This window comes from Lysobacter sp. A286, from assembly GCF_054052105.1.
Genome location: NZ_JBSVRJ010000006.1, coordinates 1 through 18,276 on the forward strand (window position 1 = coordinate 1; position 18,276 = coordinate 18,276).

16 protein-coding genes are annotated in these 18,276 nt (G+C 66.2%); 13 read left to right on the forward strand and 3 right to left on the reverse strand.

Features of this window, described 5'->3' with window-relative positions:
- The 6 genes from ACW7G0_RS13665 to cfa all read left to right on the forward strand — a co-directional run.
- Positions 1–2,557, forward strand: a 2,557-nt coding sequence (locus ACW7G0_RS13665) for a YadA family autotransporter adhesin (protein ID WP_456990455.1), incomplete at its 5' end; no start/stop codon positions are given.
- A 123-nt stretch (positions 2,558–2,680) separates the two neighbouring features.
- A complete protein-coding gene (locus ACW7G0_RS13670; protein ID WP_456990457.1) occupies positions 2,681–4,558 on the forward strand; it encodes a S8 family peptidase in 1,878 nt (625 codons plus the stop codon).
- 101 nt (positions 4,559–4,659) lie between these two features.
- Positions 4,660–5,589: a 5'-nucleotidase, lipoprotein e(P4) family gene (locus tag ACW7G0_RS13675; RefSeq protein ID WP_456990459.1), complete on the forward strand. Its 930-nt coding sequence runs from the start codon at positions 4,660–4,662 to the stop codon at positions 5,587–5,589.
- Positions 5,590–5,733: 144 nt separating this feature from the next.
- Positions 5,734–6,696 carry a hypothetical protein gene (locus tag ACW7G0_RS13680; RefSeq protein ID WP_456990461.1) on the forward strand — a complete coding sequence of 321 codons (963 nt, stop codon included), beginning with the start codon at positions 5,734–5,736 and terminating at the stop codon, positions 6,694–6,696.
- Positions 6,697–6,727: 31 nt separating this feature from the next.
- Positions 6,728–9,517: a glycerol-3-phosphate 1-O-acyltransferase PlsB gene (plsB, locus tag ACW7G0_RS13685; protein WP_456990463.1), complete on the forward strand. Its 2,790-nt coding sequence runs from the start codon at positions 6,728–6,730 to the stop codon at positions 9,515–9,517.
- A 129-nt stretch (positions 9,518–9,646) separates the two neighbouring features.
- The gene (gene cfa, locus ACW7G0_RS13690) at positions 9,647–10,870 is read left to right on the forward strand and encodes a cyclopropane fatty acyl phospholipid synthase (RefSeq protein WP_456990465.1); all 1,224 of its coding nucleotides are present in this window, start codon (positions 9,647–9,649) and stop codon (positions 10,868–10,870) included.
- A 40-nt stretch (positions 10,871–10,910) separates the two neighbouring features.
- Here the strand turns inward: cfa and ACW7G0_RS13695 are convergent, their stop codons facing one another.
- Positions 10,911–11,126, reverse strand: coding sequence for a YdcH family protein (locus ACW7G0_RS13695; RefSeq protein ID WP_456990467.1), 216 nt, complete (start codon positions 11,124–11,126; stop codon positions 10,911–10,913).
- A gap of 122 nt (positions 11,127–11,248) precedes the next feature.
- On the opposite strand from ACW7G0_RS13695, the gene ACW7G0_RS13700 reads away from it, so the two are divergent.
- Together ACW7G0_RS13700 and ACW7G0_RS13705 are read left to right on the forward strand one after the other, a co-directional pair.
- Positions 11,249–12,151 carry a recombination-associated protein RdgC gene (locus ACW7G0_RS13700; RefSeq protein ID WP_456962828.1) on the forward strand — a complete coding sequence of 301 codons (903 nt, stop codon included), beginning with the start codon at positions 11,249–11,251 and terminating at the stop codon, positions 12,149–12,151.
- Positions 12,152–12,169: 18 nt separating this feature from the next.
- A complete protein-coding gene (locus tag ACW7G0_RS13705; protein WP_456990469.1) occupies positions 12,170–12,979 on the forward strand; it encodes a M48 family metallopeptidase in 810 nt (269 codons plus the stop codon).
- Here the strand turns inward: ACW7G0_RS13705 and ACW7G0_RS13710 are convergent.
- Positions 12,939–13,832 (reverse strand): alpha/beta fold hydrolase, encoded by an 894-nt coding sequence (locus tag ACW7G0_RS13710; protein WP_456990554.1) that lies wholly within the window; start codon positions 13,830–13,832, stop codon positions 12,939–12,941. The genes ACW7G0_RS13705 and ACW7G0_RS13710 overlap by 41 nt on opposite strands.
- A gap of 20 nt (positions 13,833–13,852) precedes the next feature.
- A complete protein-coding gene (gene hemH, locus ACW7G0_RS13715) occupies positions 13,853–14,815 on the reverse strand; it encodes a ferrochelatase (RefSeq protein WP_456990471.1) in 963 nt (320 codons plus the stop codon).
- A gap of 104 nt (positions 14,816–14,919) precedes the next feature.
- On the opposite strand from hemH, the gene ACW7G0_RS13720 reads away from it, so the two are divergent.
- The 5 genes from ACW7G0_RS13720 (at position 14,920) to ACW7G0_RS13740 (ending at position 18,275) form a co-directional block, all read left to right on the forward strand.
- Positions 14,920–15,786, forward strand: coding sequence for a lipid-binding SYLF domain-containing protein (locus ACW7G0_RS13720; RefSeq protein ID WP_456990473.1), 867 nt, complete (start codon positions 14,920–14,922; stop codon positions 15,784–15,786).
- A 111-nt stretch (positions 15,787–15,897) separates the two neighbouring features.
- Complete coding sequence (tatA, locus tag ACW7G0_RS13725; RefSeq protein WP_456990475.1) at positions 15,898–16,167, forward strand: Sec-independent protein translocase subunit TatA; 270 nt, start codon at positions 15,898–15,900, stop codon at positions 16,165–16,167.
- Between the two features lie 31 nt (positions 16,168–16,198).
- The gene (tatB, locus tag ACW7G0_RS13730; protein WP_456990477.1) at positions 16,199–16,762 is read left to right on the forward strand and encodes a Sec-independent protein translocase protein TatB; all 564 of its coding nucleotides are present in this window, start codon (positions 16,199–16,201) and stop codon (positions 16,760–16,762) included.
- Complete coding sequence (gene tatC / locus ACW7G0_RS13735) at positions 16,759–17,526, forward strand: twin-arginine translocase subunit TatC (protein ID WP_456990479.1); 768 nt, start codon at positions 16,759–16,761, stop codon at positions 17,524–17,526. Before tatB ends, tatC begins: the two co-directional genes overlap by 4 nt.
- A 2-nt stretch (positions 17,527–17,528) precedes the next feature.
- Positions 17,529–18,275, forward strand: coding sequence for an RDD family protein (locus ACW7G0_RS13740; RefSeq protein WP_456990481.1), 747 nt, complete (start codon positions 17,529–17,531; stop codon positions 18,273–18,275).
- Position 18,276: the final 1 nt, after the last annotated feature.

An 18,276-nucleotide genomic window follows, 5' to 3' on the forward strand; every position in this document is an offset into this window, starting at 1 on the left:
CTACAGCACCGCGACCGGCACCGAAGCCACGGCAGCGGCCACCCAGGCCACCGCCAATGGTTTCCGCAGTGCGGCCAACGGCGACGGATCCACCGCCGTGGGCAGCTATACCGAAGCCGACGGTTTCCTGTCCTCGGCGATCGGTTACGGTTCGGTCGCCTCCAACGATTACGCCACGGCGCTGGGTGCATCCGCGACCGCGAGCGGCGCCAGCAGTACCGCAATAGGTGAGTCCAGCTCGGCTTCGGGCCTGGAAAGCACGGCGGTCGGTGGAACCGCTTTCGGGTTCATCGCCACCGAAGCCGCCGGCGAGGGCGCATCCGCCTTCGGCAATGGTTCCTGGGCCAGCGCCGACTACAGCACTTCCATCGGCTGGTTGAGCAGCGCCGACGGAATTGGCTCGACCACCGTGGGCGCCGCGGCGTGGGCCGAGGCGGATGATTCAACCGCACTGGGCTATGGCACATACGCTGCCGCTCCCAACAGCGTCGCTTTGGGCGCCGGATCGGTGGCTGACCGCGCCGACACCGTCTCCGTCGGCGAGGTCGGCGGCGAACGCCAGATCACCAACGTCGCCGCCGGTACCGAGGGCACCGATGCGGTGAACCTGGACCAGCTCAACTCCGTGGCGGACGCTGCCGAAGAGACCAGCCGACTGTTCCAGGCAACGGGCGACGGTGAAGCCATCGTTGCGGGCGAGGACTCCGTGGCCGCGGGCAGCAATGCTTACGCGGAAGGCGATTACGCCACCGCCATTGGCTCCAGCAGCAGCGCAATCGGTGACGGTGCCAGCGCGTCCGGCTCCGGCGCCGTGGCGGTCGGCACCCAGGCGACCGCCAACGGCTTCAATGCCGTGGCTTTGGCCGACAACGCGACCGCCAGCGGTGCCAACAGCAACGCGTCTGGCGAGTACGCCAGCGCCACCGGCGCCGAGAGCGAGGCCGGCGGGTTGTATGCCACCGCTACCGGTGCCGCGGCGATCGCCAGTGGTGATGGCAGCGTGGCGACCGGTTCGCTGAGTGAAGCCTCCGGAATCGAATCCACCGCAAGCGGGTTCTTCAGCCTGGCCAGTGGCGATGCCGCCACGGCACTGGGTGCGGAAAGTGTTGCCAGTGGCAATATTTCGGCGGCCGTAGGCTTCCTCGCCGAAGCCACCGGCGACTTCGCCACTTCGCTGGGCGGACTGTCCACGGCGTCCGGCTATAACAGCACCGCCGTCGGCAGCGCCGCCACGGCACCAGGCGATGACAGCACCGCTATCGGATCCGACAGCGTTGCCGATGCCGACAACAGCGTGGCATTGGGCGTGGGCTCGCATGCCGATCGCGCCAACAGCCTCTCTGTGGGAGGGGTCGGCAGCGAGCGACAGATCACCAATGTCGCGGCAGGAACATTCGACACCGACGCCGTCAACATGTTCCAGCTGAGCTCCATGGCCACTGCCTTGGGCGGCGGCGCAGGCTTTAGTGGAGGCATTTTCAGCGGGCCCAGTTACATGATCCAGGGCAGCAACTACACCAATGTCGGTGCTGCTTTCACTGCGATTGATGTCGAGCTTGGAATCATCAACGCGGTGATCGACAACCTGCCCCCAGGCCTGACCAGGCCGCGTCAGCTGTCGGCAACGACGCTGGTAGCCGAGACCGCCACCGCGGCGACTCCCACCTCCGCAGCAGCGCCCGCAGTCGCAACTGCAGCTGTAGCTGTAGCTGTAGCGTCGCAAAGTACGGCTCCTGCTGCCTCGGCAGGCTCCGACGGAGGAATCGCGATGGGCAATGGCAGCCACGCGGAGGACGGCAACGACATCGCGATTGGCAACAATAGCGTCGTCAATGCGGCCAACAGCACCGCGGTGGGTACCAACAGCAGCGTGGATGCGGCGGCAAGCAACGCGGTCGCGATCGGTGCCGATACCAACGTGACCGCCTCCGGCGGTGCCGCGTTGGGTCAAGGCGCCACGGTCACGGCCGAGGGTGCAGTTGCACTCGGCCAGGGGTCGGTGGCCGACGAGGCCAATACGGTCTCCGTCGGTTCGGCCAGCAACCAGCGCCGGGTAACCAACGTCGCGGCTGGCACCGCTGACACCGATGCCACCAACGTGGCGCAGGTGCAAGCCGGCAACGCCGCCACCCTGGCCAGCGCGCAGGGCTACACCGACACCACTGCGACCCAGACGCTGACCTCGGCCTACAACTACACCGACACCAGCACCACCAACGCGTTGAATTCGGCCAAGGCCTATACCGACCAGAGCATTGGCCTGCTCAACGACGACTTCAATGCGTTGCGCGGCGAGGTCAATGAGCGCTTCTACGAAGTCGACCACCGGTTCGACCAGATGGGCGCGATGAGCGCGGCGATGTTGAACATGGCCACCAGTGCAGCAGGCGTCCGTACCCCGAACCGGGTCGGTGTCGGCGTCGGCTTCCAGAACGGCGCATCGGCGCTGTCGGTCGGTTACCAGCGCGCCCTGTCCGACCGCGCCACGGTGACCTTCGGCGGAGCATTCAGCGGCGACGACGCTTCTGTCGGCGCTGGTGTCGGCTTTGGCTGGTAATTCCCCCGGCGGGGTCGGAATCAGGACTTCCTGGCCCCGCCACCGCAATGCTGCAGCAACAAGCCTGTTCCAGATCGACGCTTTTCAAATACCCGCATGTCAATCACCACGAGGAAGTGCCAGATGAATAGCAAGAACCCATCGTTCCGCATCAGCCTGCTCGCCACCGCAGTGGCAGTCACCCTCGCCGCCCCCGCGGCAATGGCTGCCGGCGTTGCACCGCTGCCGACCCGTGGTGCTCCCCAGGCTGCCCCCGCAGCCCAGGACGGCGCCCGCCTGATCATTCGCTACCAGGACAGCAACCTGTCCCGCGCAGCCAAGTTGCAGACCGTCAATACCGCCGCCTCGCGCAGCCGTGCAATGTTGTCGGCCAGCTCTCGCAGCGGCGCCAAGGCACCCGATTCCCGGTACATGCGCAAACTTGCCGTGGGCGCCGACCTGGTTCGGCTGGACCGGGATCTCGACCCGGCGGCACTGAAGGCACTGGTGCGGGAGCTTTCTGCCGACCCGGCGGTGAAGTCCGTCCAGGTCGACCGGATGATGCATGCGATCGACAAGACCAGCGGGCAGGTCGCCAGCCGCGACCTGGTACAGCCGCAACTGGTGGTCGACGACCCGTACTTCGCCCAGTACCAGTGGCACCTTCAAGACACGGCTGGAGGCATCAACGCACCGGAAGCCTGGGACATCTCCACCGGTGAAGGCGTAGTGGTGGCGGTGCTTGACACCGGCATCATCGACCATCCGGACATGGATGCGAACATGCTGGCCGGTTATGACTTCATCACCGACGCCGAGGTATCGCGTCGTCCGACCGATGAGCGCGTACCTGGCGCACACGACTACGGCGACTGGTATGACGCTGGCGAATGCGACGAGGTGGAACCCTCGGGCAGTTCGTTCCACGGCACCCACGTCTCTGGCACGATTGCCGAACTGAGCAACAACGGCGTCGGCATGGCAGGCGTTGCCCATAACGCCAAGGTCCTGCCGGTGCGCGTGCTCGGCAAATGCGGCGGCTACACCTCCGACATCGCCGACGCGATCGTCTGGGCCGCGGGCGGCGACGTTCCCGGCGTGCCCACCAATACCAACCCCGCCGAGATCATCAACATGAGCCTGGGCGGTACTGGCAGTTGCGACCCGACCAGCCAGGCGGCGATCAACCAGGCGGTCGGATTGGGTACCACGGTGGTGGTCGCGGCGGGCAACAGCAATAGCGATGCTGCCAACCACTCACCGGCCAGCTGCGACAACGTCATCTCGGTCGGCGCCGCCGGCATCACCGGCGCCCGCGCCTACTACTCCAACTACGGCGACAACGTCGACCTGTCAGGTCCCGGCGGTGGGGTTACCGATGGCAATCCAGACGGCTACGTCTGGCAGGCTGGCAACGACTCCGCTACGTCGCCGGAACTGGGTGCGGTCACTTACATGGGCATGGCCGGCACGTCGATGGCCGCCCCCCACGTTGCGGCAGTAGGCGCGCTGGTCCAGAGCACCGTGGTTGCAGCAGGCCAGGCACCCAAGACGCCGGCCGAACTGGAAGCCATCCTGGTCGACAGTGCACGGCCGTTCCCGTCTACTCCCGATCGCGACATCGGCAGTGGCCTGCTTGACGCCCCCGATGCACTTGCCAAGGCGATGGAAGTGCCGTGCGATCCTGCCGTGGAGGACTGCGCTCCGGATGCGATCGAGCTGACCAACAGGGTGGCCGTACGCAACCTGTCCGGCGCGTCGGGCAGCGAAACGCTGTACAGCATCGAGGTCCCGGCCGGCTCGCGGTTGCTGAACGTGATGACCTACGGCGGCAGCGGCAACATCAGCGTGTATGTCAGCGCCGGCGAGGCGCCGACCACCGCGGCGTATGACCACGAGTCCTCACGCCCGGGCAACAACGAGACCGTCCGCGTGCGTAACCCGGAAGCCACCACGTACTACATCCTGATGGTCGGTGAAAGCGCCTACAGCCGCGCGAGCATCCAGGCCCGCGTCGACTGACCAACCACGGCAAGGACGCACCACCAAAACCCCGGCTTCGGCCGGGGTTTTGGTTGCAGACCCTCCGCTACACTCGCAGACCTGATTCTCCGGAGCCCGTCATGCATCGTCGCCTGCTTGTTCCCGCACTGTTATCCAGCGTAGTTGCGCTATCGGGCTGCCAGCACGGCCTCACTCATCCAGGTACGGGCGCCCCCAAGGCCGAGGTCCAGCCGTCTGCCTTGGTTGCCGCAGCGGACGACAACCTCAACGCGGTTTTGTGGATGCAGTCATCGGTTGAGTTTCGTGCCACCGCGGCCCAGACCTATCGCGCCGCAGCGGACCAGCTCGACGCCGCCCTGGCCGACCCGCAATGGGATGCCCTGGTCGCCGATGAGCGCGCCAACCCCGCAACCGGGTTGAAGCCGGCAGTCATCGTCGACATCGACGAGACCGTGTTGGACAACTCGCCCTACCAAGCGCAATTGATCCAGACCGGGCTGCAATACGACCCTGTCACCTGGGCGGCGTGGGTCACCGAGGCAAGCGCCCGCCCGGTCCCCGGCGTGCTCGAGTTCGCGCAGGCGGCCAGTGCCCGCGGCATCACCATGATCTACATCTCCAACCGTAACCACGACCAGCAGGCCGCAACCCTGGCCAACCTGCGCGCGGTGGGCCTGCCGGTCGCCGACGACTCGGTGTTCCTGGGCAAGGGCCTGCAGGTCGAGCACTGCGAGCAACCCTCCAGCAGCGACAAGCAGTGCCGTCGCCAGTTGATTGGTCGCAACTATCGGGTGCTGATGCTGTTCGGCGACCAGTTGGGTGATTTTGTCCAGGTCGAACCCAACACAAGCACCCATCGGCAGGCGCTGTTGGAGCAATACGGCGACCGTTTCGGCGAGCGTTGGTGGATGCTGTCCAATCCGACTTATGGCGATTGGTTGCCGGCCCTGTTCGGTAACGACTGGAGCCTGTCGCCGGCAGCGCAACGCGAGGCAAAGCGCGCCGCGCTGGACACTGCGGGCGCTGTCGTGGAACCGGGTCACGATTGATCGTGTGCGCTCGCGCGTCCTTCTGCCTGCAAGTCCGTGGACGCTGACCGCGGTGGGCGGCCATTGTTGTCCAGCTCATCGACTCGGCTTGTAACGAGGGCCGGTGGCGGCGAAGATGCCGGACTGCGACTGGGGAGCCGCTGCATGCTATTGATCCGACGCAACACCTTCAGGCTGCTATCGACAAGACTGTTATCGGCCCTCGCGCTGCTGGCGATCATCACCACCGTGGGCGTCGCGTGCGACCGCACCCCGACCGAGGCCCCGGCCAGCGCCGAGCCAACCGGGCCGGTCGCCGCGGTTAACCGGCTGGTCGAGGACCTTCGAGCCAACGACGTGGCCGCTTACTCGCGCCACGCTTTGCCGCCAGCGTTGTACCAGCGGATGAGCGTTGCATGGAGCGAGGGACGCACTATCTGGCCACTGACCGAACTGCCCCTGGACGACCGCCTGCCGGGATTCATCACCCTGTTGGCGGAACCGGAGGCAGAGAAGACCCTGCTGGCCGCCTACAACCGCCAATTTGCCGGCGCAGACCGGGAGTTGCGCACCGCGGCGGCGACGTTGGGCTTGTTCGCCACCCAGTATGTGCAAGGCAGCGCTGACTACAGCACCGCGGAGCGCGAGCACTATGTGCAGCTGATCGCGGCGTTGAGCGAATGGGCCAAACAGGCTCCATTGGGTGACGTGGCCCAGGCCAGGATAGCCATACCCCAACTGGTGGCTGCTGCGCGCCTGACTGGTCTGGCCGCTCCCGATGCGTTTCGCACGACCGGGATGGATCGCAGCCTGGATCGCCTCGCCCCGTTCTTCGCACGTTTCAAACAGGCATTGACCGGCTACGGCCTGGATCTCGACCAGGCGCTGGATAGCGCCAAGGTCCGGCTTCTCGAACAGACCGGTGACCAGGCCCGGGTTTCGGTGGCTTACACCCTTGCCGGCATCGCCATCGAAGCCGAGGTTCGGGTCGAGCGGCACGATGGACACTGGTACCTGACCGACCTGTTGCGTCACGCCCGGTCCCAGGTTCCGGCTGCAAGTACCGGCGCTGAACCGGGCTCACCACCGGCCACCCTCGAAACGCCGACCGATCTCACCGTTCGCTGAGCCGTCTATCCATCGCGAGCGAACCGGCATAATGGCGCCGATGCCAAAACAGACACCCCTGCAGTTTCCTGGCGACGATGCCAATACGGACCCCGCCGCGAAAGCGACGGCGGGCCATCCGGACTTGCCGGGGTCGTCCGGCGATGCGGCCCACCCCACCCCGCCGGTGGCGGATCGCGCGCGCGACCAGTCGCTGTCCAGCTTCGAGCCGGGGTCGACCCTGGGCGATGAAGCCGAGCCGGTCACGGACAAGACAACGGCCGCAGGTGTCGCCTCGGAGCGCTCACAGGACTCGGGGCGACCCTGGTGGGCGCGCCTGCTGGGCCGCCTGTTGGCGCCATGGATCGCGCTGACGATTGAACCCAGGGAGCCGGCGGCCCATGCAGCCGGGCTGGGTGAGCATCCCATCTGCTATGTGATCGAGCATTACGGCCTGTCCAATGCCCTGATTCTGGAGCGGGCGTGTCAAGACAGCGGCCTGCCTTCACCGCTGCAACCGTTGCCCGGTGACCCACTGGGACGCAAACGCGCGTATGTCGCGCTGTCGCGGCGCAACGCCAGCACGTTGGCACCCCTGCAGCAGTCGCTGGGTAGCGCACCGCCATCATCCAAAAGCCACTCCGAATCGCTGGCACGGCTGCTGAAAGCCCACCGCGATGACCCCGCGCTCGACGTCCTGCTGGTGCCGGTATCGATCTTCGTCGGCCGCGCACCGGACAAGACCAGCGGTTGGTTTTCGGTCCTGTTCTCGGAGAACTGGGCATTGGTCGGCCGCTTCCGCCGCTTGCTGGCGATCCTGCTCAACGGCCGCGCCACCACGGTGAGGTTCGCGCCACCGATCAGCCTGCGCGGGATCATTGCCGAGAACCTGCCGCCGGAACGCACGGTGCGCAAGCTCTCACGCGTGCTACGCACCCATTTCCGCCGCATCCGCGCCGCGGTCATTGGCCCGGATCTGTCGACCCGACGCCTGTTGGTCGACAAGGTGCTGGCCACCGACTCGGTCAAGGACGCCATCGCCGACCAGGCACGACGCGACAATTCCAGCACCGCGGAGGCGTGGAAGAAGGCCCACGGCTACGCCTACGAAATCGCCGCCGACTATTCCCACCCGGTGGTGCGCTCGGCCAGCTTCCTGCTGACCCTGGTCTGGAACCGGATCTACCGCGGCGTGCTGGTCCATCACCTGGACAAGCTCAAGCAGGCCGCGCCGGGGCACGAGGTCATCTATGTGCCCTGCCATCGCAGCCACATGGATTACCTGCTGCTGAGCTACCTGCTGTACACCCGTGGCATCGTGCCGCCGCACATCGTCGCCGGCATCAACCTCAACCTGCCGGTCATCGGCACGTTGCTGCGCAAGGGCGGCGCGTTCTTCATCCGTCGCAGTATCCGCGGCAGCATGCTGTATTCGACCGTGCTCAGCGAGTACGTCGCCAAGCTGGTCTCCGGTGGCTACTCGATCGAGTACTTCGTCGAAGGCGGCCGGTCGCGTACCGGCCGGCTGCTGCCTCCCAAGGGCGGCATGGTATCGATGACCGTACGCGCGTTCCTGCGCCAGCCAACCCGCCCGGTATTGTTCCAGCCGGTCTACATCGGCTACGAGAAGCTGATGGAGGGCAACAGTTACCTGGACGAGTTGTCGGGCAAACAGAAGAAGGGCGAGTCGATCTGGCAACTGCTGGCCGGCATCCCGAAGGTACTGCGCTCCAACTACGGCCAGGTGGTGGTCAACTTCGGCGAGCCGATCAAGCTCGACGACGTGCTCGCCGAGCACGCGCCCGACTGGGAAGGCAAGGCGCTGGGCGATGACGAGAAGCCGGCCTGGCTGTCGGGAACGGTCGAGTCGCTGGCCCGGCGCATCCAGGTCAACGTCAACCGCGCGGCCGACGTCAACCCGATCAACCTGCTCGCACTGGCGCTGCTGTCGACGCCCAAGCACGCCATGGGCGAGGCCGACCTGCTGGCCCAGATCGCGCTGTCAACCACGCTGCTGGCCGAGCTGCCGTACTCGGACCGGGTCACCGTGACTCCGCACACACCGGCGCAGATCATCGCCCACGCCGAAGACATCGGCGTACTGACCCGCACCGCCCACCCACTGGGCGACGTGTTGCAGGTCGGCGGCGACCAGTCGGTGTTGCTGAGCTATTTCCGCAACAACGTGCTGCACCTGTTTACCGCGGCCTCGTGGATTGCCTGCTGCTTCCAGAACAACCGCCGCATGGCTCAGGACAGCGTGTTGCGGCTGGGCCGCAGCGTGTATCCGTTCCTGCAGACCGAGCTGTTCCTGCCGTGGAGCGAGGACGAGTTCGTGGAGCGCCTCACCGGCACCATCGACATCTTCGTGCGCGAAGGGCTGCTGGAGCGCGTCAATGACGAGGACGGCGGCATCCTGGCCCGCAATGCCGGTCAGAGCGACGAGGTGTTCCGGCTGCGCGCAATCGGCCATTCCCTGCAGCAGGCGTTCGAGCGCTATTACATCACCATCTCGGTGCTGGTGAAGAACGGCAGCGGCACCCTGTCCACCGGTCAGTTGGAAAGCCTGTGCCAGCTTGCCGCGCAACGTCTCAGCCTGCTCTACGCCCCGGCCGCGCCGGAGTTCTTCGACAAGACCCTGTTCCGCGGCTTCATCCAGAAGCTGCGCGAGATCAAGCTGGTCCGGCTCGACGAGAACGCCAAGCTGGTGTTCGACCAACTGCTGGAAACCTGGGCGCGCGATGCCAAGTTCATCCTCGGCCGGGAGCTTCGCCACAGTATCGAGAAGGTCAGTCCGGAGGCCGCCAAACCCGACCCGGATGCGCTTCCCACCAACCCCTGACCAGCGTGCTGCGGCCGGTTCATGGTAGAGGTAGGATGAATAGCGCCGCCGGATCCGTCGCGGGCCGGCCGTGATCGATGTATGCCGGCTTCGGGCCGGTCGCCGCGACCACAGCTCGAGGACTGTGCAATGGCTCAACCGCCACCCGCCGCCACTGCTGCTGCTGACACCGTCTTACCGGACGCGCCTGGTAGCGGCCAGTCACCCGACCCGCCACCGCCACTTGCCAATGCTCCGCAACAGCTGGTGGCCGGCCTGCTCGGCAAAGCCGACATCCGCATCAACGGCGATCGTCCCTGGGACATGCAACTGCACGATCCGGCCGCTCTGGAACGTGCCCTGGCAGAGGGCAACCTCGGCCTCGGCGAGGCCTACATGGCCGGCGCCTGGGACTGCGAGCAGCTGGACGGCTTCTTCGACCGTCTGTTGCGGGCCCATCTCGAACGCGAGGTAGCACCGGCGCGTATTGCCTGGCACGCGTTGCAGGTGCGGATGTTCAACCGCCAGAACCGCACCCGCGCATGGCAGGTCGGCAAGACCCATTACGACCTGGGCAACCGCTTCTATGAAGCGATGCTCGACCCGCTCATGGTCTACTCCTGCGGCTACTGGCGTGACGCCGACACTCTTGCCCAGGCCCAGGTCGCCAAGCTGGACCTGATCTGTCGCAAGCTGGACCTGAAGCCGGGCATGCGCGTGCTCGACATCGGTTGCGGCTGGGGCAGCTTCATGGGTTACGCCGCAGAACATTACGGCGTCCACTGCATCGGGGTGACGGTATCGAAGGAACAAGCCCGATACAGCCAGCAGCGTTACGCGGGGTTGCCGCTGGAGTTCCTCCTGCAGGATTATCGCGAGCTTGACCAGGACGCCCTCGGTGGGCCGGTCGACCGCATCGCCAGCGTCGGCATGTTCGAGCACGTCGGCCACAAGAACCACCGCGAGTACATGGAGGTTGCCGAGCGTTGCCTGGCCGACGATGGCCTGTTCCTGCTGCACTCCATCGGCAAGAACCAGCGCGACGCGGTGCCGGACCGGTGGATCGACAAGCATATCTTTCCCAACGGCGAGACACCATCGACTGGCCAGATCGGCGATGCCATCGACGGGCTGTTCGTTGCCGAGGACGTGCACAACTTCGGTGCCTATTACGACCCCACCCTGATGGCCTGGCATGCCAACTTCGAGGCGGCCTGGCCGCAGTTTGCCGACGAGCTGGGCGAGACGTTCCGCCGCAAGTGGCGTTATTACCTGCTCTCGTGCGCCGGTGCGTTCCGCGCCCGCGAGTTGCAGCTGTGGCAATGGGTGCTGTCGAAGAATGGCGTTGCCGGCGGTTACCAGCGACCGGGCTGATCCAACGCCGGCGGCTTCCACGCAGCGCCGGATTCCAGGCTCACGCAGGCCAGTCGGGGATCAATGCGCTTTGCAGGCGCGCGATGCAATCCTTCAGCCACAACTTGTGTTTCTTCAGCCGTTTCAAGGCCAGCTCGTCGGCTGCGTCCGGCCCGGACGCGACCAGCCGGGCGATCTCGGCATCGAGCTCACGGTGTTCGTGGCGCAGTTGCACCAGGCGTCGTTCGATGTCAGCTGGGTCGTCGCTGTCGTTCATCCCTGCACAATAGCGCGGCCGCGCAAGCGACACGACACTTGCCTACCGAAGCACGGGCAACGCGGGCCGCGGCCGGTAGAATGGCCAGTCCGCACGACCGCTGCCTCTTTCCCGGATATCGAATGTTCTTCCGCAACCTGACCCTGTTCCGCTTCCCCCCCAGCACCAAACTCGACGATCTCGATGCCGGCCTGCAGGAATGCCAGCTCAAGCCGGTCGGCGCACTGGAGCTGTCCTCACGCGGCTTCATCTCGCCGTTCGGCCGTGATGCCGAGGAGCTGTCGCATCGGCTGGGGGATGCGCTGTGGCTGACCATGGGTGGCGAGGATCGATTGCTGCCCGGCTCTGTGGTCAACGACATGCTGGCGCGCAAGCTGGCCCAGATCGAACAGACTGAAGGCCGCAAGCCTGGCGGGCGCACCCGCAAGCGGATCAAGGACGAGCTGATCACCGAGCTGATGCCGCGGGCGTTCATCAAGCCCAGCCGCACCGATGCGCTGCTCGACCTGGAACACGGCATCGTGGTGATCGACACCTCCAGCCGCAAGAGCGCGGAGAACGTCTGCAGCGAGATCCGCCGCGCGTTGGGCAGTTTCCCAGCCTTGCCGCTGAGCGCCGAAGTCGCTCCACGCTCGATCCTGACCGGCTGGGTTGCCGGCGAGCCATTGCCCGATGGCCTGAGCATCGGCGACGAATGCGAACTGCGCGATCCGGCCGATCACGGCGCGGTGGTCAAGGTGCAGCGCATGGAGCTGGACAACGACGAGATCGCCAAGCATCTGGAGACCGGCAAGCAGGTCACCCGACTGGCCCTGACTCTGGATGACCACGTCTCGTTCGTACTCGGCGAGGATCTGGTGGTGCGCAAGTTCAAGCTGCTTGACGGCGCCGTCGACCAGCTCGAGTCCACCGACAGTGATGACGTGCGCGCCGAGCTGGATGCGCGCTTTGCGCTGATGAGCGCGGAGGTCAAGCGATTGTTCGTGGTACTGGAAGCCGCGTTCAAGATCAGCAAGTCGGAATAGTCCGTCACCGGAACCGCCGTGAGCCCCAATCCGTTCCGCCCGCTGGCCCGCAAACCCCGATCGGTGGAGCGCGACGCGTTCGAGTTGATACTGGCGGACGGCCGGGTGTTGGTGGTGCAACGGTTCCGCGACCCGCGCGCGCGGCGGATCAAGCTGTCCGTTGACGAGCGCGGCCCACGCTTGACCTTGCCGCTGCGCGCCAGCCTGGCCAGCGGCGAGCGCTTCAGCCGCGAGCACGCCGATTGGTTGGCGGCACAGGTCGACCACCACACCGTGGACGTACCGGCGGCGGTGGATCGACTGCAGACCACGGCCTTGCCACTGCGAGGCCGGATGCTTCCCCTGCGCTGGCAATCCGGGCGTCACACCCGGCTCCAGCATGACGGTGAGGATGCCGACGCCTGTGGCACCGGCCTGGTCATCAGCCTGCCTGGCCGCGCTGGTCCCTCCGCGATCGCCCGCGCGCTGCGTGACTTCTACGAAGGTCAGGCGCGAGCCAACATTGGTCGTTGGCTGCCGGCGTACCAGGCCGGACTGCCACGGCCGCCGCGGCAATTCCGGTTCAAGCAGATGTCGTCGCAGTGGGGCTCGCTGGCACCCGATGGCACAGTGGCGCTGGACCTGTCACTGGTGCTGGCGCGACCGTCGGCGTTTGAGTATGTGCTGGTCCACGAGCTGTGCCATCTGCTCCAGGCCAACCACTCCGCTGCTTTCTGGACTGAAGTCGAGACGCGTTTCCCGGCGTGGCGGGAGGATCGGGATTACCTGAAAAGCGAGGGGCGCCGACTCAAGGCGACCTTGCGGGCGTTACTCGACGGGCAGCACTGAAAAAATCACCGATGGCCGTGGCAACCTCCGCAGGCGCTTCCATGTGTACGTGGTGGCCTCCCTGCAACACCACCAGATCCGCATCCACCAGGCAACCAAAACGTGCGCGGCGCAGTGTCTCCGGGAAGTAAACCTGGGCCGGCTCGGCATAGATCACCCGGACCGGGCAGGTGATTGCCGCCAACTGGCTACGCACTTGCGCTTCGCTCAGTCGTACCGCGGTGGGACGGGTCAGGCGCGGATCACTGCGCCAGCTGAAGCCGCGTGCCCGGTTCTCGCCGCGGGCGGGTGCCAGGCCGCGGGCGACCAGCAGGCTCGCCGCGGCTTCGCTGATTCCGCCGGCCATCATCCGGGCGCGGACTGCGGTCGCCGGGTCGGCAAACACCCGCAGCGGCTTTCGTTCGGCAGACCGCTGCGAAAAGGATCGATGCAGGCGAATCACGGCCTCCTCGTCCTCGTTGTCCTGCTCGGCCAACGCGCCCAGCGACTCAATCGTGCACAGCCGCTCGATCCGCTCCGGTGCGGCGGCGGCCATCACGCTGGCCACGGCGCCGCCCAGCGAGTGGCCAAGCAGCGAGAACCGCTCCCAACCCAGCGCATCGGCCGCGGCAAAGACCACCCGGGCGGTATTGACCACGGTGTATTCGGCAGCCGCTGGCAGGTGTCCGCTGGCACCATGGCCAGGCATATCCAGCGCGACCAGGTCGATCCCGTCCAGGCACCGCTGCAGCGGCACGAAACTGGCAGCGTTATCCAGCCAGCCGTGCAAAGCCAACACCCGCGGCGCCCCCGGCGCAGCATTGCGCAAGCCGGCAAACCGGCCCAGCGACGTGTCGAGGTTGATCTCGCGCATGCCGTGCGCATCGACGCTGCTCAAACCCATGCCTCCAACTCGCGTCGTGCGATTGCCGCCAATGCCGCGGCGTGTGCCGGGTTGTCGTTCAGGCACGGGATGTAGCGCAGCCGGCCACCGCGCGCGGCGAAGTCCTCGGCCAGCATGATTGCAATCTCCTCCAGGGTTTCCAGGCAGTCGGCCGCGAATCCCGGCGCCACGATGTCCACCTTGCGTACGCCACGGTCGGCCAACGCGACCAGCGTGTTGGCGGTGGCCGGCTCCAACCAGCGCTCACGGCCGAATCGCGATTGGTAGCTGACGCCCCATTGCGCCTCATCCAGCCCCAGCGCCGCCGCGATCGCCTGGGCACCGGCTTCGCATTGACGCTGGTAGGGGTCACCCGCGTCGACCAGGCGTTGCGGCAAGCCATGGAAGGAAAACAGCAGGAGCTCGCTGGCACCATGTTGGGCGCGGTGGGCCCGGATCGAGCTGGCCACGGCATCGACCCAGCCCGCATCCAGGTGATAGTCCTGGACCATGCGCAACGGCAGCGATCCGGCCCGCGCAACCACGTCGGCCACCGAAGCGGTGGTGGTGGTCGAATATTGCGGATACAACGGCAACACCAGCGCGCGCTGGATCCCTTCCGACGACAATCGCTGCAACACCTGCGCCAGTGAGGGCTCGCCGTAGCGCATCGTATCGATCACGCGCACCCCGGGCATTTCGCGCTGAACCGCTTCGGCCAGGCGCCGGGTATGCACGGCAAGCGGCGAGCCCTCATCCATCCACACGCTGGCGTACTTGGGCGCCACCTTTGGTGCACGCAGCGGCAGGATCAGCCCGTGCAACAAGGGCAGCCAGAACCACCGTGGCAGCGAAACCACCCGCCGATCGCCGAGGAACTCCCCCAGGTAACGACGGATCGCCGCAGCGGTGGGCGCGGCCGGGGTGCCCAGGTTGACCAGTACCAGTGCCGTGTCGGTTCCTACCTTATTCATCGCCTTCTCATTAGCCTGAACTCCATTCGCGCGTCGCGGTCAATTGCAGCGCACCCATTATGATTCGTTGCGCACCGCTTGCATCCACGTCCCCGGAGTTGCCCATGCCAATCCTGCCCCGACTCGCCATCGCCTTGCTCACGTTTGGTCTGGCCGCCCCTGCCATGGCGGGTGTTGCCGAGGACGAGCGTGCACGCAATGCGTTGCGCGTACTCAATGAAATCCAGGCCATCCCCGAGTCAAGCATTCCGGACATCCTGTTCGACGAGGCCAAGGCGATAGTGGTCGTGCCCGACACGCTCAAGATCGGCCTGGTGATCGGCGGTCGCCGTGGCCACGGCCTGGTTTCGGTCAAGACGCCGCAAGGGACGTGGTCCAATCCTGCCTTCGTCAAGCTGACCGGTGGCAGCATCGGCTTCCAGGCCGGCGTGCAGTCCTCCGACGTGGTGATGGTCTTCACCAGCCAGCGTGGCGTGGACTCCATCGTCAACGGCAAGATCACCCTGGGCGCGGATGCCAGCATCGCCGCCGGGCCGATCGGGCGAACCACCAGCCTGGCCACCGACGGCAAGTTGAAGGCGGAGATCTGGTCGTGGTCACGCGCCCGTGGCCTGTTTGCGGGCGTCGCGCTGGACGGGGGGGTAGTGAGCATCGACGACGACGCCAATGTTGCCGCCTACGGCCCGGGCACTACGCCGCGGATGATCTTCGAAGGCCGCGCCGAGGCGCGTCCATCCGACGCCATCGTGGGTTTCCGCGACCAGTTGGAAGAAGCCACGGCAGCGGCGCGTAGCGCGCGACAGGGCGATACGCCCGCACCGGCGGCCGCCGTGATTGCAGCCCCGCAATACACACCGCCGCCGGTCAATGCTCCAGTGAATGCGCCCACAAACCAGCCGCAGCCGTTCCAGACCGTGGACAGCCCCACCGCGCCACCCATCCAGACCGAACCACTGCCTCCGATCGAGTAGTGATCGCCAGCCGGCGACTGGCCGTTGGCTGAGGCACTGGCCAATATAGCGATGCCATTCGGTTAGGCTGGCTTGCGCTATCCTGCATCCCCACTTCCAGCGAGAGATCCGATGGGCAGTTTAAGTATTTGGCACTGGCTGGTCGTGCTGGTGATCGTGGTACTGGTGTTTGGAACCAAGCGCCTGAAAAACGTGGGCAAGGACGTGGGTGAGGCGGTCAAGGGCTTCAAGCAGGGAATCCACGACGCGGACGACGACACCGCACGCAAGGACCAGCCGCCGGCGCAGCTGTCGGATGCGGCTCGTCGCGACAGCGCCAACAACGAGACGCCTTCACACAACAAGGAAGCCGCGCACGACGACGAGCACACCCCGCGCTGAGCGCGGGCATCGGCGTCCTCCGGCTACCGGCATGTTCGACATCGGCTTTTCAGAGCTTTTCGTGGTGGCGATCGTGGCGTTGCTGGTACTGGGCCCCGAACGCCTGCCACGCGCTGCGCGATTCGCCGGACTGTGGGTTCGCCGCGCCCGCGCGCAGTGGTACTCGGTGAAGTCCGAACTGGAAAGAGAGTTGGCAGACGAGGATCTCAAGAACAGCCTGCGCAAGACCCAGGACGAATTGCGCGATGCCCGCGACCAGTTGCAGGCCAGCGGCGAGGGCCTGCGACGCGACCTGCAACACGGCCGCGTGATTGCCGAGCGTGAATGGAACCAAGCCACCCAGGCGCAACCGAGCGCCGACCACGAGTCGCATGGATCCGGGCAGCCCGTACTCGGCGGCGACCAGACACACGATGAATCATCTCCCGGCGAACCCGGTCCGCCGCGCGATGAGCCGACCGAGCCCGAGCACCGGGAACCCGGTCCAACTGCCCCGGAGCGGCGTGAGCCCGACCCTCTCGGCCCTGACCCGGTCCGACGCGACCCACCATCGCCTGACGAGCCGGTCCGCGACCCGCCGTCGTCGCGCCCATGACTACGCCGAACGAGCCACCTGATGCCGAGTCGGGCAACGACCCCCGCCTGCTCGATCACCTGATCGAACTGCGCTCACGGTTGTTGCGTGCGGTCGTCGGGTTGGTCGTGGTGCTGGTGGTGATGCTGCCGTTCGGCAATGACCTCTATGCCCTGCTCGCCGCGCCGCTGCTGGAAAAGTTGCCCGCCGGTGGCCAACTGATCGCGGTGGAGGTCGCCAGTCCGTTCTTCACTCCGGTGAAACTGGCCTTCTTCGCCGCCGTGATGGTGTCGATGCCCTGGCTGCTTTACCAGGCGTGGGCGTTCGTCGCACCGGGCCTGTACCAGCGCGAGAAGCGGCTCGCCATTCCGCTGCTCGCCTCGGCCGTCCTGCTTTTCTATGCCGGCTGCGCGTTCGCGTTCTTCCTGGTGCTGCCGATGGTATTCGGCTTCCTGACCCGCATCGCGCCCGATGGCGTGGCCATGATGACCGACATCAGCGCCTATCTAGATTTCGTGCTGGTGATCTTCCTGGCCTTCGGCGCCAGTTTCGAGCTGCCCGTCGCGCTGGTGATCGCGACGCTGCTCGGCTGGGTCACGCCGCAGCAGTTGCGTGAATCACGTGGTTACGCGGTGGTGGGTATCTTCATCGTCGCCGCGGTGATCACCCCGCCGGACGTGGTGTCGCAACTGATGCTGGCGATCCCGATGTGCCTGTTGTATGAGGTCGGCATCGTCGCATCGCGTTGGCTGGCCCCGCCCGCCGCGGTCGCCCCGGAAGAGTAGCTGTGACCGCGCATCCCGACGGCCGGCTGCTGACTCCCGCGGGGTTCTGGCAGCGTGCCGCGGCATGGTCAATCGATATGGCATCGATCATGCCGCTGGCCCTGCTGCTGGCTTGGCCGGTCATCTCGGCTCCGGCGCATGCCGTGCCGTCTCGGGTGACCGGCTTGTTGCAGGCGGCAAGCCAAGCCATGGCCGACGCGATCATTGATTACGTTCCCCTGCCGCAACTGGCGGCGGCAATGCTGCACAACCCGGCGTTGCATGAGGCGAGCCTGAGCTTGCAATCGACGTTGTGGTCGCTGACATGGCCGCTGCTACTCGCGATCGCCTTGCTTGGTGGCGGTTATCACGTCGCCTGCGAGGGCTCGCACCGACGAGCGACACCGGGCCAGCGACTGCTTGGTTTACAGGTCGTCGACCTGGGGGGCCAAACATTGACACCGGGCCACGCCCTCAACCGTCACCTTGCGGGCAGCCTGTCCTGGGCGACATTGAACGTCGGTCACCTGATGGCGGCATTGGCGCCGAGACACTTGGCCTTGCACGACCGCATCAGCGCGACGCGGGTCGTAGCCGCCCCAATGGCGACACCCCGAGCGGTGGCAACCGGTGGCCCAGGCGACAGACTGCCAACCTGGGCCTGGGTCTGGCTTGGAATACTCGCGATCGCCACCATCGCACTGACGCTATGGGGCATGACTGCGGCGATGGCGGTGATGCGCACCACGCTGGAGCAGGCACTGCTCTGAC